Source organism: Sporosarcina sp. E16_3 (genome assembly GCF_017347125.1).
Classification (GTDB): Bacteria; Bacillota; Bacilli; order Bacillales_A; family Planococcaceae; genus Sporosarcina.
On record NZ_JADPRX010000012.1, the window covers coordinates 71,331 to 89,113 of the forward strand.

Consider the following 17,783-nt stretch of genomic DNA (forward strand, 5'->3'; position numbering starts at 1 on the left):
TTTGAAAATGAATGTCGTGAATGAGTGAAGAAATGCCGGAGACAAACATATACATCAATAAAGTAAGTGAAATAGGTGGGGTCTTGTGTACATATTGCAAAAGGCATTGACGATATTTATGGGAAGTATATTAATCGCAATTGGTGTGAATGCATTTCTTGTTCCATTCGAGTTGTTGGATGGTGGTGCGATTGGTATTAGTCTAATTATCCATTATTCGATGGGTGTCAAAGTAGGGCTAACATTTCTTATCGTAGGCATTCCGATTTTTATGTTGGCTTGGAAGTATTACCGTTCATTCTTTTATAACGGAATCCACGGCATGTTGTTTTCATCCCTAATTATAGATTTGTTATATCCACTGAATGTGATTGGAAGGGAATTGGTGACTGGTCCTCTAATGAGCGCAATATGTGGCGGAATATTTATTGGTATAGGAGTCGGCATCATGCTTCGTCAAGACATTAGTATTGGGGGAACCGATTTACTTGCACAAATGATCGCTAGAAAACTAGGCATTAATACAGGTTTTGTGATTTTTTGTATCGATGTACTGATTGTTTCAATGGGAAGCTTATTGATCCCTTCCGTTAATTTGGTTTTGTCGTTTACGACGGTGTTCATTGTCGGGCTCACAACGAGTTTGATTGTATCGGTATCTGGAAAAGATATAAATGTAAAAGTGTAGGGATAGCGCCCGTATTGATAGTAAGAAATGACTTGAAGAATAATTATGAAGTTTAAAAGTATTACATCGAAACTCCGAAATGTCACGGAGAATCTCAATAAGGAGAGTGGGGGCATACAGATTAACAAATTGAATCATTGAGACTAAAAAAGCTAACAGGGAAACAAGACCAAGTGTACCTCACTCGGTCTTGTTTTTGTCAGTCTTGTTTTTCGTAAATCTTTAGTTTGGTATAAATTGTTTCCAGTGTCGGGGTGGGAATGCCATGCGTTTTTGCATGTTGCAATAATAAACCTTGCAGATGATCAGCTTCTAATGGAAGGGATTTTTCCATGTCTCGTTGCATCGATGATTTCATGTCATACGGCATAGTACTTATTTTAGTGAATAGGTCTCTCGTAATTGTATCTTGTATAGGTACACCGATCTTTTTCATTACTGTGCCGAGTTCTTCCAAAAGTGAGGCAATCGTATTACGCCCGGATTCAAGTTCCATGATAGGTCCAATAGAGGATCCCATAATTGAAGTGACACCAGACATTACTGTAATGAACAAATATTTGTGCCACATTTCTTGAGTGATTTGTTTACTTAGGTCAAATGAAGCGTTTGCTCCATTAAAAACCGATTTTAATTTTTCGATCCGGGGTGTGATTTCACCGGATCTTTCGCCGTAAACAAGTTGGTGGAGTGGGCTTTTTTGAAGGATGGTCCCGTGTTCGTCAAGTGTTGTCTCGATAAAGCACAGGCCCCCTATAACTGCATGTTCACCAAAAGCATCGACTAATTGGTCAAGATGGCCGATACCATTCAAAAGTGGCAGAATAATCGTGTCCTCTTTAACAAATAGACTGACATCATCAATTGCTTGTGTAAGATGATAGGACTTCGTTGAAATGATGACTACATCAAATTTCTCCCCAATGTCGTTTAACGTGATCAGTTTGGGAATGAACTTCATATTACCGTTAACACTTTCAATAGTTAAGCCGGATTTTTCAAGCGCTTCTTTACGCTTTGCCCGGACAAGAAAAGTAACGTTCTCCCCTTTTTCTATTAATCTTCCCCCGAAATAACCTCCGATTGCTCCCGCCCCGACGATTAATATCTTCACGTAAAATCCCCCCGCATTTGTATGATAAACTCTAGTATACATTAATCAGAGTTATTAGAAACGTTGTGTTGCGTGAAATGAAAAACGGTGGCACGACGAGACTTGAATGTCCTAATTGCCATCATTTAGCCTTAACCAATAATCGTAATCTATTTATTGTCAAGAACTTCATTTGTTTCTTAATCAATATTGGAGAATTGTTCACTCACGGATATATCCTCTTCTTTTTCTTTACTATATAAGTTAACCTTCTTTTGAGGTGTAGAGAGATCGATAAATTTCATTTCAGTGTCGCCCCCGGTTCCGCATATACCAGTTTCTAAGTCACATATCGAACTTTTTTCATTTCCATCCCACTTCCTCATTTCTTTAGTTTGAATTTGTCAGTTCCAATAAATTAGGGACAATGGGTCCATTAAAAAACCTGTCTAAAAAGTATAGAAACACGATTCTGAATTAAGTATATCGACATAGATAGGCTAAATCATTTTTTTGCTTTATTAAACATCCGGTTATTCATAGTCTTTGATATACTTAGCCTATTAAGTTATCAACGTCAAAAAAAGGGAGCGGAAATCAAATGGCCGAAGAAAAAATTTCATCCGCATTAGGAAACCCCGTTTATCCAATCATGTTTGCAATTGGCGGCGTCCATTTGTTGAATGATACGCTTCAATCTGTCATTCCTGCAATGTTTCCGGTTCTTGTAAGGGATAGGGGATTCAGCTTTACTCAACTTGGGTTCATTTTCTTCGCTTTGAATATGGTTGCATCTGTGTTGCAACCGGTTATCGGGTATTTAAGCGATCGAAAGCCAAAACCTTATGCACTTCCTTTTGGAATGGTGTTTTCGCTTGTTGGCATAGGAGGACTCGCTTTTGCACCGAGCTATTGGCTACTAATTGTATCTGTCATGTTGCTTGGATTTGGTTCCGCTGTTTTTCATCCAGAAGGATCACGAGTTTCATTTATGGCTGCTGGATCGAAGCGGGGGCTTTCCCAGTCCATCTATCAAGTAGGTGGAAACTCTGGTCAGGCACTTGCTCCGTTGATTGGGGCGTACATATTAGTTCCTTATGGCCAAAAATCGGCAGCGTTATTCTTACTTGTCGCGGCACTTGGTATTTTTATTTTGATGAAAATATCTGCCTGGTATAAAAAGCAGTTGGAACAGGAGAAATTAAACAATCGAAAAAAAGTACTACTATCTTCTATTGGTAATTTGACGAAAAGGAAAATAGGGATAGCACTAGGCTTACTTCTTGTCATCATCTTCGCACGTTCATTTTACGTTACGAATATTACAAGCTTTTTCATCTTTCACTTGGTGGAGAAATATAACATATCAGATAAAGAAGGACTACTCTATATATTCCTGTTTCTTGCACTTGGTGCAGTGGGCACATTTTTTGGCGGACCGATGGCAGACAAGATTGGAAGAAAAAACATAATTGTTCTGTCGCTCGCAGTGCCGATACCGTTATGCCTACTGCTCCCATACGCTCCATTATGGGCTGTAGCAGTGTTACTGATGTTAATTGGTTTTTTCATTATGCTAAGCTTTTCGGTGACGGTTGTTTATGCTCAAGAACTAGTACCAAGCAAAATTGGGACGATGGCAGGGCTGACTGTTGGCCTGGCATTTGGTATGGGAGCAATCGGTTCGGTTGTCATCGGAATAATGATGGATAGTATCGGGATTTACCCGACGATGATCATTGTTTCATTCCTCCCTATTATTGGACTTGTAGGATTGGCGCTTCCGCGCGATCAAAAAATAACAGCAGAAACCGCTTCTTAAGGAGGAGAAATGAATAGTTATTGTAATCACACATTGCATCAGATAAGGATTGCGGTCGATTCCCTCGTTGAACTAGTGGATGGCTTGGATGAACATGATTTACAACAAAGACCTACAGCCAATAAGCATTCGATTGGAGAGTTATTAGGACATATAGCGACAATTTGTAGAGCGGATTATTATATCTCTGATGGTAGGAATCATGAGGAAATGATTACATATTATTCAACGGTTTCATTGACTTCGAAAATAGAAATTAAAGAGGCGTTGTTAAGTAATTACGCTTTTATGGAAGAGAGGTTTATGGAGTTTAGTAAGGAAGAATTACATGAGGAAATGACTTCTTATTGGGGAACAACGTATTCGCGATTTGAATGGCTTTTAGAAATAGTGGCCCATCTGTACCATCATAGGGGGCAGTTGCATTCAATGCTTGTCCATTGTTACGGTATGGATTTGAAGATTCAGTTGTTCGAATAAGTGTACTGTGAAAATAAATGGTTTTTCCAATTGGCTTTTACATTCATTCCATATTATAATATGAAGTCGGTTTAAATTTGAAAGTAGGTTGTAAAAGTTGTCGAAAAACCAAAGGAAGAAAATGCTAGTATTAATGATAAATATGTTTATTGCGGTAGGAAGTTTTGGAATAATAATCCCTATTTTACCGGCCTATCTATTGTCAATTGGTCAAGGTGGGATGGCAGCAGGCTTGATGATTGCCATATTTGCGGGAGCACAGCTTATTATGTCGCCAATAGCAGGGAAATGGACAGATCGCTATGGACGTAGAATAATGATTATTTCAGGGCTTAGCGGTTTGGCTCTATCAATGTTTGTTTTCTACTTTTCAGATTCAATTGGAGTTTTATATCTTTCACGTGTAATTGGCGGCGTTGGGGCAGCACTATTGATCCCTGCGATTTTTGCTTATGTGGCAGATATTACGACAATGGATCAACGTGCCAAAGGAAACAGCTTCATTTCCGCTTCAATGTCACTTGGGATTGTTATTGGACCAGGAATCGGAGGATTCTTAGCTGATTTCGGTTTGAAAATGCCATTGCTCATTTCAGCATTGGTAGGGCTTGCAGCTGTTGCTTTCTCAGCATTCATGTTGGAGGAAAGCATGGATACGAAAGTCGAAGTATCTAATGAAAAGCCTGAGCCAATGGTAAAAGAAATTGCACAGTCATTTAAAAAACCATACTTTATCCCTTTAGTTATAACACTTGTCATGAGCTTTGGGTTAATGGCGTATGAATCAGTTCTTGGACTTTTTGTAGATAATGTGTTCGAAGCCACTCCGAAAGACATTGCTATATTAGTGACGTCAACAGGTATCATCAGTGTAATCATTCAACTTTTTGCTGTTGAGTGGATTGTTCGCAAATTTGGTGAAGTGGCCGTATTAAACATTTTCCTTGCGCTTGCAGCACTTGGATTTTTACTGTCCATCTTTGTACCAAGTTATATTATGTTTTTCGGTGTTACAATGATTATCTTCCTATCGACCTCAATACTGAGACCAGTACTGACAACGCTCATTTCGAAGTTAGCGGGGAACGAGCAAGGATTTGCGATGGGTATGAATAATGCATATATGAGCATTGGCAACGTCCTTGGTCCACTTCTTGCAGGCATTCTGTTTGACGTAAATATTATTTTTCCGTTCATTCTTGGATTAATCATTCTTGTTATTACAATTTTTGTCTCGATGAAATGGAAAGGTCCACAGAATATCTCAATGTGAAAAAACAGGCAATCCCAATTAGAGGGGTTTGCCTGTTTTTTTGTAAGTTCTGCTTGGATTAGCGCTTAATTAAATTTCGTAAATTCGTTTCAGTGCATCTTTAAATTGAAGTTTTACATTGATAGCGGGTTGTATTAATTTCGCTTGTTGCTCCGCTTCATCAATGGAATCAGCTAGTCCTAGTTCCATTAATGTTGCAATAGCAATGGTTCCCGCTCTACCTCGGCCGGTATTGCAGTGAAAGTAGACATTCTTTCCCTCTTTATATGAATCGATTACTTTTTTAACTGCAGCTTGTATGGACTCATCTTGTTGCTTGGCATCATCCACTATAGGCTGATGTACACTTTTATCACTTGAAAGTGCACCTGTCACTTCTGCCCGTAAATCATAAATCACATCGATGTTTTCATTGGTTAGAAGATCATCAATTGCATCTACACCGCCAATAAAGATACGGTTTGGGATTAGTTCTTCATACTTTTTGTTCGTCATGGATGCTCACCTCATTATGTAGTTACAATTAGTATATCATTTTTCAAAGATTGCTTCATATGATCAATATTCACATTAGTAATAAGGTGATGTAAATGCGGTTTAATTAATAAAGGATAATTTTATACGTGCTCGATTTACATTTGTGTGATTAAAAAGTTAACATTTTAAACGATTTAGTGGCTAGGTCTAGTTTTAGTGTGAAGTTCTATATTTCCTGGGGAATATTTCGTGAGTTTTGAAAATAAGGCGGAAAAACATTTATACATCACTGTAATTAAGGTTTTATGCATCGGGGTAATGTAAACTTGCTTTCAATTACGGCCTGTCGGCGAAGAATATAAAATAACCATTCTTTTGTTTATTTTAAAAGTAAAGTTTTTTAAATTTATTTCAACGTCGTATTAATTGGATTTTTGGTGGTATTAATTATAATGAAAAATTGAAAATCCTATTGCTGAAACAGAGTCGAAGTTTCAACAGTAGGCTTAACTTTGAGGTTTGGTGATGAATAATCAAGTGAATGCCATCATCCGATCAAGTGGACCATCGGGTTTTATAATATCCGCTAAATCTAGGATTGGAATAGGGAAATAAGGAAAGCCCCAATAGTGTGGCGTAATTTCGATTTGTTGGAAGTAGATAACCAGAGATGTATCTGCAATATAGAAATCCTGATCACTGCGGATTCCTTTGAATGGTGGGTCCGACAACTGGATATTCCAGTCTTTGATTCGTTTTCTAATTATATCCGACAACATCTTCTCGTAATCGCTTCCAGTTTTGAATAAATCCTTCAGTTCATATTGTTTTCCAGTTTTCGTATCAAAGGTCAGCGATTTACTGATAGTTAACCCGTTTGCACCGCCTGTAAATGAATATACGATTAGATTTAAACTAAGGATGCCGCGTTGATTGTTTTTTAACTCATAATTAGCAAATAATTCCACGAGGTCTTTATCGTAAAAACTTTGCTCGACTAGAATTTTGTTCAAGGCTGTTATGATGGCATGATTAATCGTACTTTGCACATTGGGATTTGGTAACTGGGTAACGACAGGGTAATACACTTTAACATCTTTCGAGGCATGGGGCAGTCTTTTTGTTGTGATCGACACTGGTAAATCCACTGGGGACGTCCTTTCCTTCTCAATAGAGTAGTACATCATATGTGCAATTGAGCTTGAAAAGTCGAAATAATGGGTAGTAAGAATAAAATAATACCACGTCAGTTGATTAACCATTCATTTACATAAAGTACTGGTGAGATGGGCTTGATGACCTTTATTTTCACTTGACTATTTTCGGCCCGCTTACGGCTAACTATTCATGACAGATTTACTAAGGGGTCCTAGTGTGGCTAGAAGTGACTCCGTCACTTCTAGCCACACCTTTTTCAGTAATACTATTGCGAATTGTTGCCTGTCGCGATCCTACACTATTCAAGTGGAAAATGAAGTTGTTTTTGAAGAAAAGAGTAGATGCCACCCTATAGGGAGTGTAAGTGCCCGAAGATACAATTTCGGGCACTCTTGCACGTTGTACAATGTGTTCCTTGCTTACTTTTAGCAAAAAGTATATATCTAATCATCTGATGCCCTATAGAAAGTGACACTTCTTTAAAATAAAAAAGAAAAAACCATAAGGAAAGCATCAGCCGCCAAAATTGTATCTTTGGCGGCTTTTCTCCAGGTAAGAAGTCAGTTATTCTTTCGTCCCGAAAAAATTCAGCACTCTGTGTATGTATGTCTTTGGAGAGCGACGGATGAATGACAACCATAGGATTACCGAAAAGATGTGTAGGGATACGACGAAGTCGAATCCCTACACATCCAGACATCTCGGTAATCGTAATCGTAGTCATTCAATCCAAAGTAATCCAAAATCAACTATACACATAGCGTCCAGTAGGTGATTAAGTTAGTTAATGGTAACTACCGGTTAATCGACAGACGTGAAATAATACCTTTCTGATACGAAAATTATAGCCGCATATAGATTGAAATAAAGAACTTCATTGAATCCACAGCGGCTACCCCTTGAAAAGCGCCTTCGCTGTTTATATTGTTATTCATACATCCAATTACCTATATAAATGTTGATGTATCAACGATGTATATAAAAACCTACCGGCAGGGCTCTAGAGCTATCGAATGACACATAGCGTCGTTCCGTGTAGAATTAATGGCACGAGCACTAAATTGGGAGGTTTTAATATGACGAAAAAAAAGAATGAATTTGAAGACAAATTGAAAAACTTTGACCCTGAGTCCAGAATGCAGGGAACAGAAAACCATTATTCAGACGAAAAGTTTTGGGGCAAAATGATGAAATATGGGAAACGGGCGGGGAAGACAACAGTCTACTATAGCCTGCTCCTTTTTTATGTTGCAAAAAGCCCAAAGGTTCCCAAATCGACAAAAATGATTATTGTCGGTGCACTTAGCTATCTGATATTTCCACTCGATCTCATTCCAGACTTCATACCAGTAGTTGGACTGGTGGATGATGCCGGCGTCATAGCGGGGGCCGTATTCAAAGTGATTTCTCATATTGATGACGATATAAAAAACAAAGCAAAAACAAAAATGAATACACTGCTTGGTGTTAAATTCGATGCTGAAGAAGTTGACAAACGATTGGTATAGTGGAAAGAGCTAACGAGGGAATGAAGAATTCCACGTTAGCTCTTTTTGATTGCTGTGCTGTTGTTATTCATAGACAATTCTAGGTGCCTTGCGAATAACGATTTCCCAGTTTGTTCCCGTGCCTACACGATAGGCATCTGCAAACGATCCCTGATTGATGGCAATACCGATGTTATCGAGTGAGTTCACATAAACGAGTGGCTCGCCGATATGCAAGTCTGCAAATGATCGGCCAAAAGTCATTATGTTGTTGTAAATAGTACGGCCATCTGTCGTTATTGAAACTTCTATCGAATCGCCATGCTGTTCTACGATTTTCTTAAATTGACTCCGGCTAATATTCGTCCACAGATTGCCGAAGGGGCGGTCGATAATATCGACTATACCTGTAATTGTTTCATCCACAATGGTGGACAATTTCAAGGGGAGTGCAATAACTGTCGATGGATCAACTGATGCACCGATATCTTCAAATTGGATAATACCAGCAGCCAGCCGTGCACCTGTGTATGCGAATATATCCCGTCCATGGAAGGTGTGCGATTCACCTGAGTTAGGGAGTCTGTTTTTCGATTCATCGATTTCCCGGATCTCCGTTATTTTGATGAATTGCAATACATGTGTTAAGGTCCCGTTATCTGGGGTAATAATATAGTGGTCATTCGCAGTCTTCGCGACAATCGCACGCCGATTCGATCCTACACCTGGGTCGACAATCGATACAAATACCGTTTCACTTGGCCAATAATTGATGGACTGTAATAAACGGTAGGAAGCTTCCCAAATATTGTATTGGGGAATTAGATGCGTGATTTCAAAAATCGGGATTCCACGTTGAACGGAGTTTGCTACGCCATGCATTGCACTCACTGCGCCATCACTTTTTCCAAAATCTGATTGAAAAACTAATAAACCTGTTGTCATTATAAATCCACTCCTCATTTATATAGTCTATGATAATAAGAAATAAAAAAATTCCATCCAAATCAATCATTAATCGATTGAAAAGGACGGAATTTACTCACTTTACTATACTCTTCAACGTGCATCTTTATTATTGTATAATTTACATGATTATGAATGGAAAGTCAATAAGGTTGGATAACGAAATTATCAGGACTTGTAAAATGCCCGCCACACCAAGTCCTTTTTGAATGAGTCCGCTTTCTTCAGCACTGATGGCTAACGGAATAAAATGACACCATTCTTCGCTTTTTGGGTCGTTTTATGGTAGAATTTAAGTTCATAACAGAAGAGGACGTGACGTTTAATTGATCACAATTACTATACCAAATCCGGATGTAACGATTGTACAACGCAAACAAGAAATGGGTGCCGATGTTGCACCGATAAAACCGATTTACGGCTTTATTGATTTACATGAGATTCCTCGTGATAAAGGCGGTATCATTTTGTTTTATAACAACAAAGATGAATTGCTGTTTGCTGGGAAAGCACGTAAACTGCGCCAACGTGTCAAGAAGCATTTTGAAGACACGGTCTCTCCAATCAAAAATCATCGTAACGAAGTGCATGAAATTGCGATTATCGTTGTCGAAGACCCAATGGAACGCGAAATTTATGAAACGTATATCATTAATACACAACGTGCGAAATATAACCTTGATAAAGTATTTTTTGAATGAAATAAAGAGCTGACTGCTTAATGCAATCAGCTTTTTATTTTGACTACATTGGAATAGGGTGAAGTTATGGATAGTAGATTGCAGGCAATTGTAAACCGCACGCAAGAGGAGTTCGGTCTTGAAAATTATTTGTTAGGAAGACACTCATTTTATAAGCAAAAGGATACTATGCAAAGTGTGTATTATCAATTGACGATGGAATGGTTCCCTAAAAATTTAAAGGGATTGATAGAAGAGGATGAGAATCCTGAAGGCACAGCAATTATTGAATATAATATTCAAAGTGGGAAATTTGAGAGTGTCATTTTTGTCCATGGCGAGTCAGATTCAACGATTACATTATTTAAAGAGAAAACCCCTGAAGAGGTGGTATCTTGGGTTGAACAACAAACAGATCTAGTATATGGAGTAGATTTCACTCTGAAAAGAGCAGCAGAAGATGAGTATGTTTATGAGACGAATGTAGATGGCGTCCAAATTTCACCTAGCTTTCAAATTGAAGTGAAGTTCGATAACGAGGGAAAACTAACGTTTTACACAACATATGGAAGTCCGCCGCAGATGGAGCTAGTTGCAAAATCAGCATTCACTTTGACGTTGGAAGAAATTGAACCCATCGTGAAAGAGCATCTTCAGCTTATCAATTTCCCATCCGAATCGCAAAAAAAGTTTGTACCAGCTTATGCGATGAATGAAGTGTTTATCATGAATGATGGGAATAGACTTATCCCATTTTTAGAGGAAGAGCGTTCTGAAATAAAGTTGGGAACTGTTTTAGAATGGAACGTGTCGTTAAAAGGACATCTTGAACGGAAATACCTTCATGTGACCCCGTCAACCTTTAAGGAAGCATTTGAATCGGAAAGTTTTTCCAATCCTCTTGTGCTTACAGATGATCAAATTGAGCAGTGTAAACAAATCATACTGGATACTATGCGAACGGAGTATCCGGCAGAAAGTGGCATATGGAAGTTAGACAAGCTTCGGGTGTTGGAAAACTATATAGAAGGATTTTGTTTTTTACAAAATGAGAATGTAGAATTATTTAGTCGTAAGATTGTCATTCTAATAGACCGGGATTCGATGAAATTTGTAAATATGATGGATAATGAAGGGATGCTTGAAGTTTTTGATTCATTTACACTAGCAGAACAAGCTACTGTATCACATGAAGAAGCATACGAGAAAATGATTTCCTATATAACTATGGATCCTGTTTACGTATATGATCAAACGACGGAAAAGTATGTCTTATGTGGCTTGCCTGATTCGGAGATGGCGGTCGATGCCGTATCCGGTGAAATCATTGCATTGGCTGATCTATAAGGGGTAAATTAGAAAGGGCAGTTCTTAATTTTTAAGGATTGCTCTATTTCTCTTTACTTTTTCAGAACCTTCTTTTATAATCAGAGTATATTAAGTTTCCCTCGTGCAACAAAAGAAATTTAGAGTAATGATATTTTTTTGTTATTAAAGTTTCCCAAGGGAAAGAAACGTGTGTAAGAATTTTATTTTTTTGACTATAAAGTTGCACTAAGGAAACATACGCGCATACACTACGGTTATACAAACTAAAAACTAGGAAGTGATTGAATGAAAAATAGTATACAAATCCGCCATTTATACGTTTCTTATGACGGACAAAATGTATTGAATAATATTGACTTTGAAATTACCAAAGGGAAACTTGTAGGTATTATAGGGCCGAATGGCGCAGGAAAATCAACGTTGATGAAAGCGATGCTTGGATTGGTTCAAACGGATAAAGGCGAGATTTCAATTTTTAATAAACAAATCAAAGAAAATAGAAAAAAAACGGCTTATGTACCACAACGTGCAACAATTGATTGGGATTTTCCTATCACCGTAAAAGATACAGTTCTTATTGGAACTTATCCTTCGCTGGGTATATTGAAAAGACCTGGCCGAAAAGAAAAGGAATGGGCGTTGGAATGTTTGGCGAAAGTGGATATGTTGTCATTTAAAGATCGACAAATTGGTGAGTTATCGGGGGGACAACAGCAACGTGTATTTTTGGCACGTGCCCTTGCGCAAAAAGTAGATTTGTTCTTATTGGATGAACCATTTGTTGGTATCGATGCTACGAGTGAAGAGATGATTATCAAAATATTGAAAGAATTGAGAAGTGAAGGTAAGACGATTATCGTTGTTCACCATGACTTAAGCAAGGCGGAAAAGTATTTTGATGAGGTTTTATTGCTAAATAAAGAATTAATTGCCTATGGGCCAGTACGGGATGTATTTATTCCTAAGACTATAGCAAAAGCCTATGGCGGACAGTTATCCTTCTTGGAAGACATGGTGATGCCGACATGATGAATTTTATAGAAGCAATCATCCAGTATGAATTTCTCCAGAAAGCACTAATTACTTCAGTAATGGTTGGCATAATAAGCGGAGTAATTGGCTGTTTCATCATTTTAAGAGGAATGGCGTTAATGGGAGATGCTATATCACATGCAGTGTTGCCAGGTGTAGCCCTATCCTTTATGTTAGGTATTAATTTCTTTATAGGTGCGGTTGTAACAGGTATTTTGACAGCTGTAGGCATTGGGTATATTACTCAAAACAGCCGTGTTAAAAATGATTCATCTATAGGGATCATGTTTACTGCCGCATTTGCTGTAGGTATTATTCTCATAACATTTCTGAAGAGTAGTTCAGACTTGTATCATATCCTGTTTGGGAATGTATTGGCTGTAAGACCATCGGATATGTGGATGACGTTGATCATCGGATTGGTTGTTTTAGTAAGTGTGTACCTCTTTTATAAAGAGCTACTCGTCAGTTCATTTGATCCAATAATGGCTGAAGCATACGGTTTGCCTAATAAAATGATTCATTATTTCCTAATGACATTGCTCACATTAGTCACCGTTGCATCTTTGCAAACAGTAGGTATCATTTTAGTTGTAGCGATGTTAATTACACCCGCATCGACTGCCTACTTATTAACAAATCGCTTATCCATTATGATATTTTTAGCGATGTTATTTGGGGCGATTTCGGCAATCGTTGGCTTGTATTTGAGTTTCACTTTTAATCTGGCTTCAGGAGCTACAATTGTTCTTGTAGCGACAGCTCTATTTATTTTGACGTTTATTTTTTCACCGAAACAAGGGGTTTTATGGCGGTCAATGAAAGTTAGAAAACAAAAGATTCGTGTGTCATAAATAAAGAAAATAGTGGGGGAATAATAAATGAAGAAATTAAGCATACTTTTTTCCGTTTTCATCATGGCGTTTGTATTGGGTGCATGTAATAAAGGCACTGCTACAAATGAAGCGCTATCGGAACAAAGTAAAGATAAGGTAAAAGTAGTGACAACGTATTCAATTGTCTACGATATTGTGAAAAACGTTGGTGGAGATTTAGTAGATATTCATAGTTTAGCGCCAATTGGATCTGATCCACATCAATATGATCCATTGCCTCAAGATGTTGTATTAACAACTGATGCAGATGTTGTATTTTATAATGGGCTTAATCTGGAAGAAGGAAACTCTTGGTTTAATAAAATGATTGAAACCGCTGGGAAATCTGGGGATGATGCCCATGTGTATCAGGCAAGTGAAGGTGTTAAACCTATGCTACTGAACTCAGAAGATCACAGGGGGGAAGAAGACCCACATGCATGGCTAGATGCTAGAAATGGAATTATCTATACCGAAAATGTTCGTGATGCGTTAAAAAAAGTAGATCCTACCCATTCAGAAACCTATGATACAAATGCAGAAAAGTATATTAAGGAAATAGAAGCAGTGCATACGGAAATTAAGGAAAAGATGGATAGTATACCAAAGGAAAAAAGAATTTTAGTAACAAGTGAAGGCGCATTTAAATACTTCTCATCGGCATATGATTTCCAAGCAGCATATATCTGGGAAATCAATTCGCATAATGAAGGAACTCCAGATCAAATAAAAAGTATTGTTTCTACAGTTTTAGATGAAAAAGTTCCTGCCCTATTCCTCGAAACAAGTGTTGATCCAAGAAGTATGGAAATGGTATCAAGAGAAACAAAAGTACCAATTGCAGGAAAAATTTTCACTGATTCCCTAGGGAAACCGGGAGCAGACGGTGATACTTATCTGAAGATGTTAAAGTGGAATGCAGATATGATCTATGAAGGATTAAGTAAATAATGAACAAACCAACGGTCAGCTTCCTATTAGAAAGGAGGCTGACCGTTTTAGATTGTATAATAAGGGGAAGGTTTACCTTTGGCCCTAAGGGGTTCTAAATGGCATTAAGAATTCCTTAGCGGTTGCTCTTTCTGAACGAACCTGATGTACCAAGGTAGTAACAAGGATGACTTTTGTTAGTCCATATTAACAAAAATACCATTCAAATCAGGTTCTTCCGTTAACAAACCTTCATTCAACATCCAGTTCGCGGTCGCTTCCCAGTTTTTCACATCCTGATCACCGAACTTGTTCTGTGCTTTCATTTTTGGAAGAAGAATAGCTAGCGATTCTTTTTCAACATCCTCAATAAGAGGGAAGTTGGCTTCATTTTGGTTTTTTAGTAAGATAGAAATTGCTTCGTCAGGAGAACTTTCTATATCGACAAATGCCTTCCCTACTGCACGCCAGAAGGCCTCAATATTCTTCCGTTCCTTTTCCCACGTTTCATCACTCGTGACAACAACAAGCTCATAAAAAGAAGGGACACCATATTCAGTTGGATCAATATAGCCAGTAGGGTAGCCTTCGTATTCAAGAAGCGGTACTTCGTGGTTAATATAAGCACCAATGACAGCATCTGTTTTGTTAGAAATAAGGGATGAATTCAACTCAAATCCAACGTCTACCATATTCACTTTACTGTAATCTCCACCATTCGCTATCATCATGGTCTTAAGCATGGCTTCGTTTAATGGATTGCCTGTATAACCAACCGTTTTTCCCTCCAAATCTTTTGGTGTCGTAATGCCACTGCTTTTTAAAAAAGCAACATGATTCAAAGGTGACTGGACAAGTGCACCGACGGATTTGATGCCAACATTCTGCTCAGACTTTGCAATGATAACGTCAGGCTGATAGGTGATACCCATTGTAACTTTCCCAGCTGCCGCAAGATTAATGGGGTCAGTCGGACTTGCAGGGAACTTGATATCCAGTTCAATACCCTCATCTTTGAAATAGCCTTTTTCCTCCGCAACATAAAGGAAGCTATGTACCGCATTCGGATACCAATCGAGCATGATACTTACGTTCTTCGTTTCTTCCTTATTATTGCATGCGCTGAGCAATAGGATTAGCGCGATACTTGTTAGTGATAATGTGATTTTCTTCAATTCTTATCCCTCCATTTTAATGTTTGATTTTCAATGACGGTCACGCAGATGAATAGAACGATTCCGACGGTACTCAGTACAAAAATGGGTGCGAAAACAGCTGCACCATCGAATTGCGTCATCATACGTCTGCTGAAATAACCAAGGCCAGCCTGCGCTCCGAGCCATTCTCCGATTGCCGCACCAATCACGCTTAGTGTCACAGCGACTTTCATGCCAGAAAAGAAATGGGGGAGAGCAGTTGGTACGGAATACTTATAGAAAATATCCTTTTTTGAAGCACCCATCGTCAAAAAGAGCTCTTGCATGTCTTTTTTTCCCGACGATAAACCATCGAATGTATTCACTGTTATCGGGAAAAATGTGATTAGTACGGTGACCGCAACTTTGCTCCAAATTGTGTAGCCAAACCACAGTACGAAAATAGGGGCAAGCGCAATAATAGGAATCATCTGAGATGCAATGAGAATGGGGTAGAGTGCTTTTCGTACGCCTGGACGAGAAGACATCAGTACCGCAATTGCTGTACCTGAAATGATTGAAATGACTAGGCCAATAACAATCGTCATTAATGTAACCGGCAGATGTTGCAACAACAATACTTCCTTCAGTTCCCAAAAACGAATGAATATTTGAATAGGGGAAGGCAGAATGAATGCTTTACCGTAAAGGCGTGCGCCCAACTCCCAGATACTTAGGAATCCTGCAATGATTACTAAGGATGCCGCATTTTTCACAGTGTACCCTCACTTCTAAGCTTGTTGATAAGTAGTTCTTTTAGCTCGAGTATTTCAGCGCGATGTAAATCGTTTCTTGTCCGGGGCCTGTCAAGAGGCACTTCGATTTCTACGAATGAAGTGACAGGTTTGTTTTGTAACAGAAAAATACGGTCTGACAGGAACAGTGCTTCCTCTACATCATGTGTGATGAATAGCACAGTTGATTTGCGCTTTTCCCATTGATTGATGAGCCACTCTTGCATAGACAGTCGAGTGATAGCGTCGAGTGCCGAAAACGGTTCATCCAATAACAGCAGGGAATTCCCAGAAAGAACAGCGCGCAAAAAAGCGACGCGCTGCTTCATCCCGCCGGAAAGTTCGCCGGGATAGTTATCCTCTGTCCCATCAAGTCCGAACTCCTGTAACAATGGTCGGACTTGTTCCCTAGCAGTTTTTTTATCTATCCCAGCTATTTCAAGCGGAAGACAAGCATTTTCTAAAATGGTCCTCCAGGGTAAAAGCAGATCCAGTTGTGGCATGTAACCAACCTTTCCAAGGCGCTGACTGTTTGGATTACTCTCAAGAGAAATGGTTCCCTTTGATGGCTCATCTAATCCTGTTACAAGCCGGAAAATTGTGCTTTTACCGGAACCGCTCACGCCGATTATTGAAATGAATTCTCCGGGATGGATGTTGAATGAGAGATTATCGAGAATGCTATTGCCTGATTGGTACGTGAATGAAACATCGTTAAACGCTAGCATTTGCCATTTCAACCCCAGGCCACATTTGTTTTGTATTCGCCATATCCCAAAACATGTATTCATAGCGAGTTGTATTGAGGAAGATATCTTCGAGCTTTAACAGTTCATGCTCCGGTTTACCCTCTGCTGATTTGTTCATTAAATCGATACACCAGCCAGCAAGTTCCTCGAATTCATCAGAAGAATACATACGAATCCAGTCTCCGTATAACGGGTGATTTGCGGCTCCTGGAATGGCATTCAGTTCCTTGCCAATTTCCCAGTAACTCCATGCACAAGGAAGCAGTGCAGCCAAAACTTCGGCAACGGTTCCATTTTGACAGACATGCAACATGTAGTGAGTGTAAGCAAGTACAATTGGAGACGGTTTTGCGTCCTCTAGTTCCTGTTCAGAAATGCCAAACCGTAAAGCATAGCTACGATGCAGTGCCATCTCCTTGTTTAGCGTCCCGTCGAGAAGTGTCGCGAACTTGCCCATCGTTTCCAAGTCGTTGGCTTTTACAGCGCCAATTGCAAACAGTTTTGCATAATCAATCAAGTACAAGTAATCCTGTACCATATAAAATCGGAATTTATCCGGATCAAGCGTCCCATCGCCAATCCCTTGGACGAACGGATGGCTATGATTCTGCCTCCAGATTGGTAATGTCTTTTCTAGCATGCGGTCAGTGAATTTCATAATTTCAACACTCCCTTTATTTATTACTTAGGAAACCATAAAATCTCGTACTGTGGATAAGTTGCAACATAGTGATTTCACGTCCAGACTCCAGCGCCTAGAGGCTCGGGTCATAAGTCGGTCCGGCTGTGCGGCAAAGAACGCCGCTTCGCCAGC

Annotated in this window: 18 protein-coding genes; 10 read left to right on the forward strand and 8 right to left on the reverse strand. The window is 39.0% G+C overall.

All coding sequences use genetic code 11. The features are described from left to right. Positions 1-85: 85 nt before the first annotated feature. Complete coding sequence (locus I2483_RS09450; protein ID WP_207175541.1) at positions 86-688, forward strand: YitT family protein; 603 nt, start codon at positions 86-88, stop codon at positions 686-688. Between the two features lie 199 nt (positions 689-887). On the opposite strand, the gene I2483_RS09455 is transcribed toward I2483_RS09450, so the two are convergent. Further along, on the reverse strand, positions 888-1,802 hold the full coding sequence (locus I2483_RS09455; protein WP_207175542.1) for a 2-dehydropantoate 2-reductase: 915 nt from the start codon (positions 1,800-1,802) through the stop codon (positions 888-890). A 580-nt stretch (positions 1,803-2,382) separates the two neighbouring features. On the opposite strand from I2483_RS09455, the gene I2483_RS09460 reads away from it, so the two are divergent. The 3 genes from I2483_RS09460 (at position 2,383) to I2483_RS09470 (ending at position 5,356) form a co-directional block, all read left to right on the forward strand. Beyond that, positions 2,383-3,603, forward strand: a complete 1,221-nt coding sequence (locus I2483_RS09460) for an MFS transporter (RefSeq protein WP_207175543.1) — start codon at positions 2,383-2,385, stop codon at positions 3,601-3,603. A 9-nt stretch (positions 3,604-3,612) separates the two neighbouring features. Next, complete coding sequence (locus tag I2483_RS09465; RefSeq protein WP_207175545.1) at positions 3,613-4,083, forward strand: DinB family protein; 471 nt, start codon at positions 3,613-3,615, stop codon at positions 4,081-4,083. Between the two features lie 97 nt (positions 4,084-4,180). After that, entirely contained in the window at positions 4,181-5,356 is a 1,176-nt protein-coding gene (locus tag I2483_RS09470; RefSeq protein WP_207175546.1) for an MFS transporter, read from the forward strand. A gap of 69 nt (positions 5,357-5,425) precedes the next feature. On the opposite strand, the gene I2483_RS09475 is transcribed toward I2483_RS09470, so the two are convergent. After that, positions 5,426-5,851 carry a protein-tyrosine phosphatase family protein gene (locus tag I2483_RS09475; RefSeq protein WP_207175547.1) on the reverse strand — a complete coding sequence of 142 codons (426 nt, stop codon included), beginning with the start codon at positions 5,849-5,851 and terminating at the stop codon, positions 5,426-5,428. Between the two features lie 515 nt (positions 5,852-6,366). Further along, a complete protein-coding gene (locus I2483_RS09480) occupies positions 6,367-6,981 on the reverse strand; it encodes a DUF3298 and DUF4163 domain-containing protein (protein ID WP_346267717.1) in 615 nt (204 codons plus the stop codon). Between the two features lie 1,086 nt (positions 6,982-8,067). Here I2483_RS09480 and I2483_RS09485 point away from each other — a divergent pair. Beyond that, positions 8,068-8,499 (forward strand): YkvA family protein, encoded by a 432-nt coding sequence (locus I2483_RS09485; protein ID WP_207175548.1) that lies wholly within the window; start codon positions 8,068-8,070, stop codon positions 8,497-8,499. A 63-nt stretch (positions 8,500-8,562) separates the two neighbouring features. On the opposite strand, the gene I2483_RS09490 is transcribed toward I2483_RS09485, so the two are convergent. Next, positions 8,563-9,423 (reverse strand): SAM hydrolase/SAM-dependent halogenase family protein, encoded by an 861-nt coding sequence (locus tag I2483_RS09490; RefSeq protein WP_186669847.1) that lies wholly within the window; start codon positions 9,421-9,423, stop codon positions 8,563-8,565. A gap of 347 nt (positions 9,424-9,770) precedes the next feature. Between I2483_RS09490 and I2483_RS09495 the strand changes: the two genes are divergently transcribed. The 5 genes from I2483_RS09495 (at position 9,771) to I2483_RS09515 (ending at position 14,311) form a co-directional block, all read left to right on the forward strand. After that, a complete protein-coding gene (locus I2483_RS09495) occupies positions 9,771-10,145 on the forward strand; it encodes a nucleotide excision repair endonuclease (protein WP_067207386.1) in 375 nt (124 codons plus the stop codon). A 66-nt stretch (positions 10,146-10,211) separates the two neighbouring features. Continuing rightward, the gene (locus tag I2483_RS09500; protein WP_207175549.1) at positions 10,212-11,471 is read left to right on the forward strand and encodes a hypothetical protein; all 1,260 of its coding nucleotides are present in this window, start codon (positions 10,212-10,214) and stop codon (positions 11,469-11,471) included. 267 nt (positions 11,472-11,738) lie between these two features. Then, positions 11,739-12,482: a metal ABC transporter ATP-binding protein gene (locus tag I2483_RS09505; protein ID WP_207175550.1), complete on the forward strand. Its 744-nt coding sequence runs from the start codon at positions 11,739-11,741 to the stop codon at positions 12,480-12,482. Continuing rightward, positions 12,479-13,339 carry a metal ABC transporter permease gene (locus I2483_RS09510; RefSeq protein WP_481886333.1) on the forward strand — a complete coding sequence of 287 codons (861 nt, stop codon included), beginning with the start codon at positions 12,479-12,481 and terminating at the stop codon, positions 13,337-13,339. The genes I2483_RS09505 and I2483_RS09510 overlap by 4 nt, the downstream gene beginning before the upstream one ends. Positions 13,340-13,366: 27 nt before the next feature. Further along, a complete protein-coding gene (locus tag I2483_RS09515; RefSeq protein ID WP_207175551.1) occupies positions 13,367-14,311 on the forward strand; it encodes a metal ABC transporter substrate-binding protein in 945 nt (314 codons plus the stop codon). A 176-nt stretch (positions 14,312-14,487) separates the two neighbouring features. Here I2483_RS09515 and I2483_RS09520 read toward each other — a convergent pair whose 3' ends face one another. From I2483_RS09520 to tenA, 4 genes are read right to left on the reverse strand one after another with little or no spacing between them, the layout of a single operon-like run. Then, on the reverse strand, positions 14,488-15,465 hold the full coding sequence (locus I2483_RS09520) for an ABC transporter substrate-binding protein (RefSeq protein WP_255550376.1): 978 nt from the start codon (positions 15,463-15,465) through the stop codon (positions 14,488-14,490). Further along, the gene (locus I2483_RS09525) at positions 15,462-16,202 is read right to left on the reverse strand and encodes an ABC transporter permease subunit (protein WP_207175552.1); all 741 of its coding nucleotides are present in this window, start codon (positions 16,200-16,202) and stop codon (positions 15,462-15,464) included. Before I2483_RS09525 ends, I2483_RS09520 begins: the two co-directional genes overlap by 4 nt. Further along, positions 16,199-16,948: an ABC transporter ATP-binding protein gene (locus tag I2483_RS09530; protein ID WP_255550382.1), complete on the reverse strand. Its 750-nt coding sequence runs from the start codon at positions 16,946-16,948 to the stop codon at positions 16,199-16,201. The genes I2483_RS09525 and I2483_RS09530 overlap by 4 nt, the downstream gene beginning before the upstream one ends. Continuing rightward, positions 16,935-17,627, reverse strand: a complete 693-nt coding sequence (tenA, locus tag I2483_RS09535) for a thiaminase II (protein WP_207175556.1) — start codon at positions 17,625-17,627, stop codon at positions 16,935-16,937. The genes I2483_RS09530 and tenA overlap by 14 nt, the downstream gene beginning before the upstream one ends. Between the last annotated feature and the right edge of the window lie 156 nt (positions 17,628-17,783).

Coding starts and splice junctions, on each gene's coding strand:
- I2483_RS09460 (WP_207175543.1), top strand. CDS start 2,383: ATGGCCGAAGAAAAAATTTCATCCGCATTAGGAAACCCCGTTTATCCA.
- I2483_RS09465 (WP_207175545.1), top strand. CDS start 3,613: ATGAATAGTTATTGTAATCACACATTGCATCAGATAAGGATTGCGGTC.
- I2483_RS09475 (WP_207175547.1), bottom strand. CDS start 5,851: ATGACGAACAAAAAGTATGAAGAACTAATCCCAAACCGTATCTTTATT.
- I2483_RS09485 (WP_207175548.1), top strand. CDS start 8,068: ATGACGAAAAAAAAGAATGAATTTGAAGACAAATTGAAAAACTTTGAC.
- I2483_RS09490 (WP_186669847.1), bottom strand. CDS start 9,423: ATGACAACAGGTTTATTAGTTTTTCAATCAGATTTTGGAAAAAGTGAT.
- I2483_RS09500 (WP_207175549.1), top strand. CDS start 10,212: ATGGATAGTAGATTGCAGGCAATTGTAAACCGCACGCAAGAGGAGTTC.
- I2483_RS09505 (WP_207175550.1), top strand. CDS start 11,739: ATGAAAAATAGTATACAAATCCGCCATTTATACGTTTCTTATGACGGA.
- I2483_RS09510 (WP_481886333.1), top strand. CDS start 12,479: ATGATGAATTTTATAGAAGCAATCATCCAGTATGAATTTCTCCAGAAA.
- I2483_RS09515 (WP_207175551.1), top strand. CDS start 13,367: ATGAAGAAATTAAGCATACTTTTTTCCGTTTTCATCATGGCGTTTGTA.
- I2483_RS09530 (WP_255550382.1), bottom strand. CDS start 16,948: ATGCTAGCGTTTAACGATGTTTCATTCACGTACCAATCAGGCAATAGC.
- tenA (WP_207175556.1), bottom strand. CDS start 17,627: ATGAAATTCACTGACCGCATGCTAGAAAAGACATTACCAATCTGGAGG.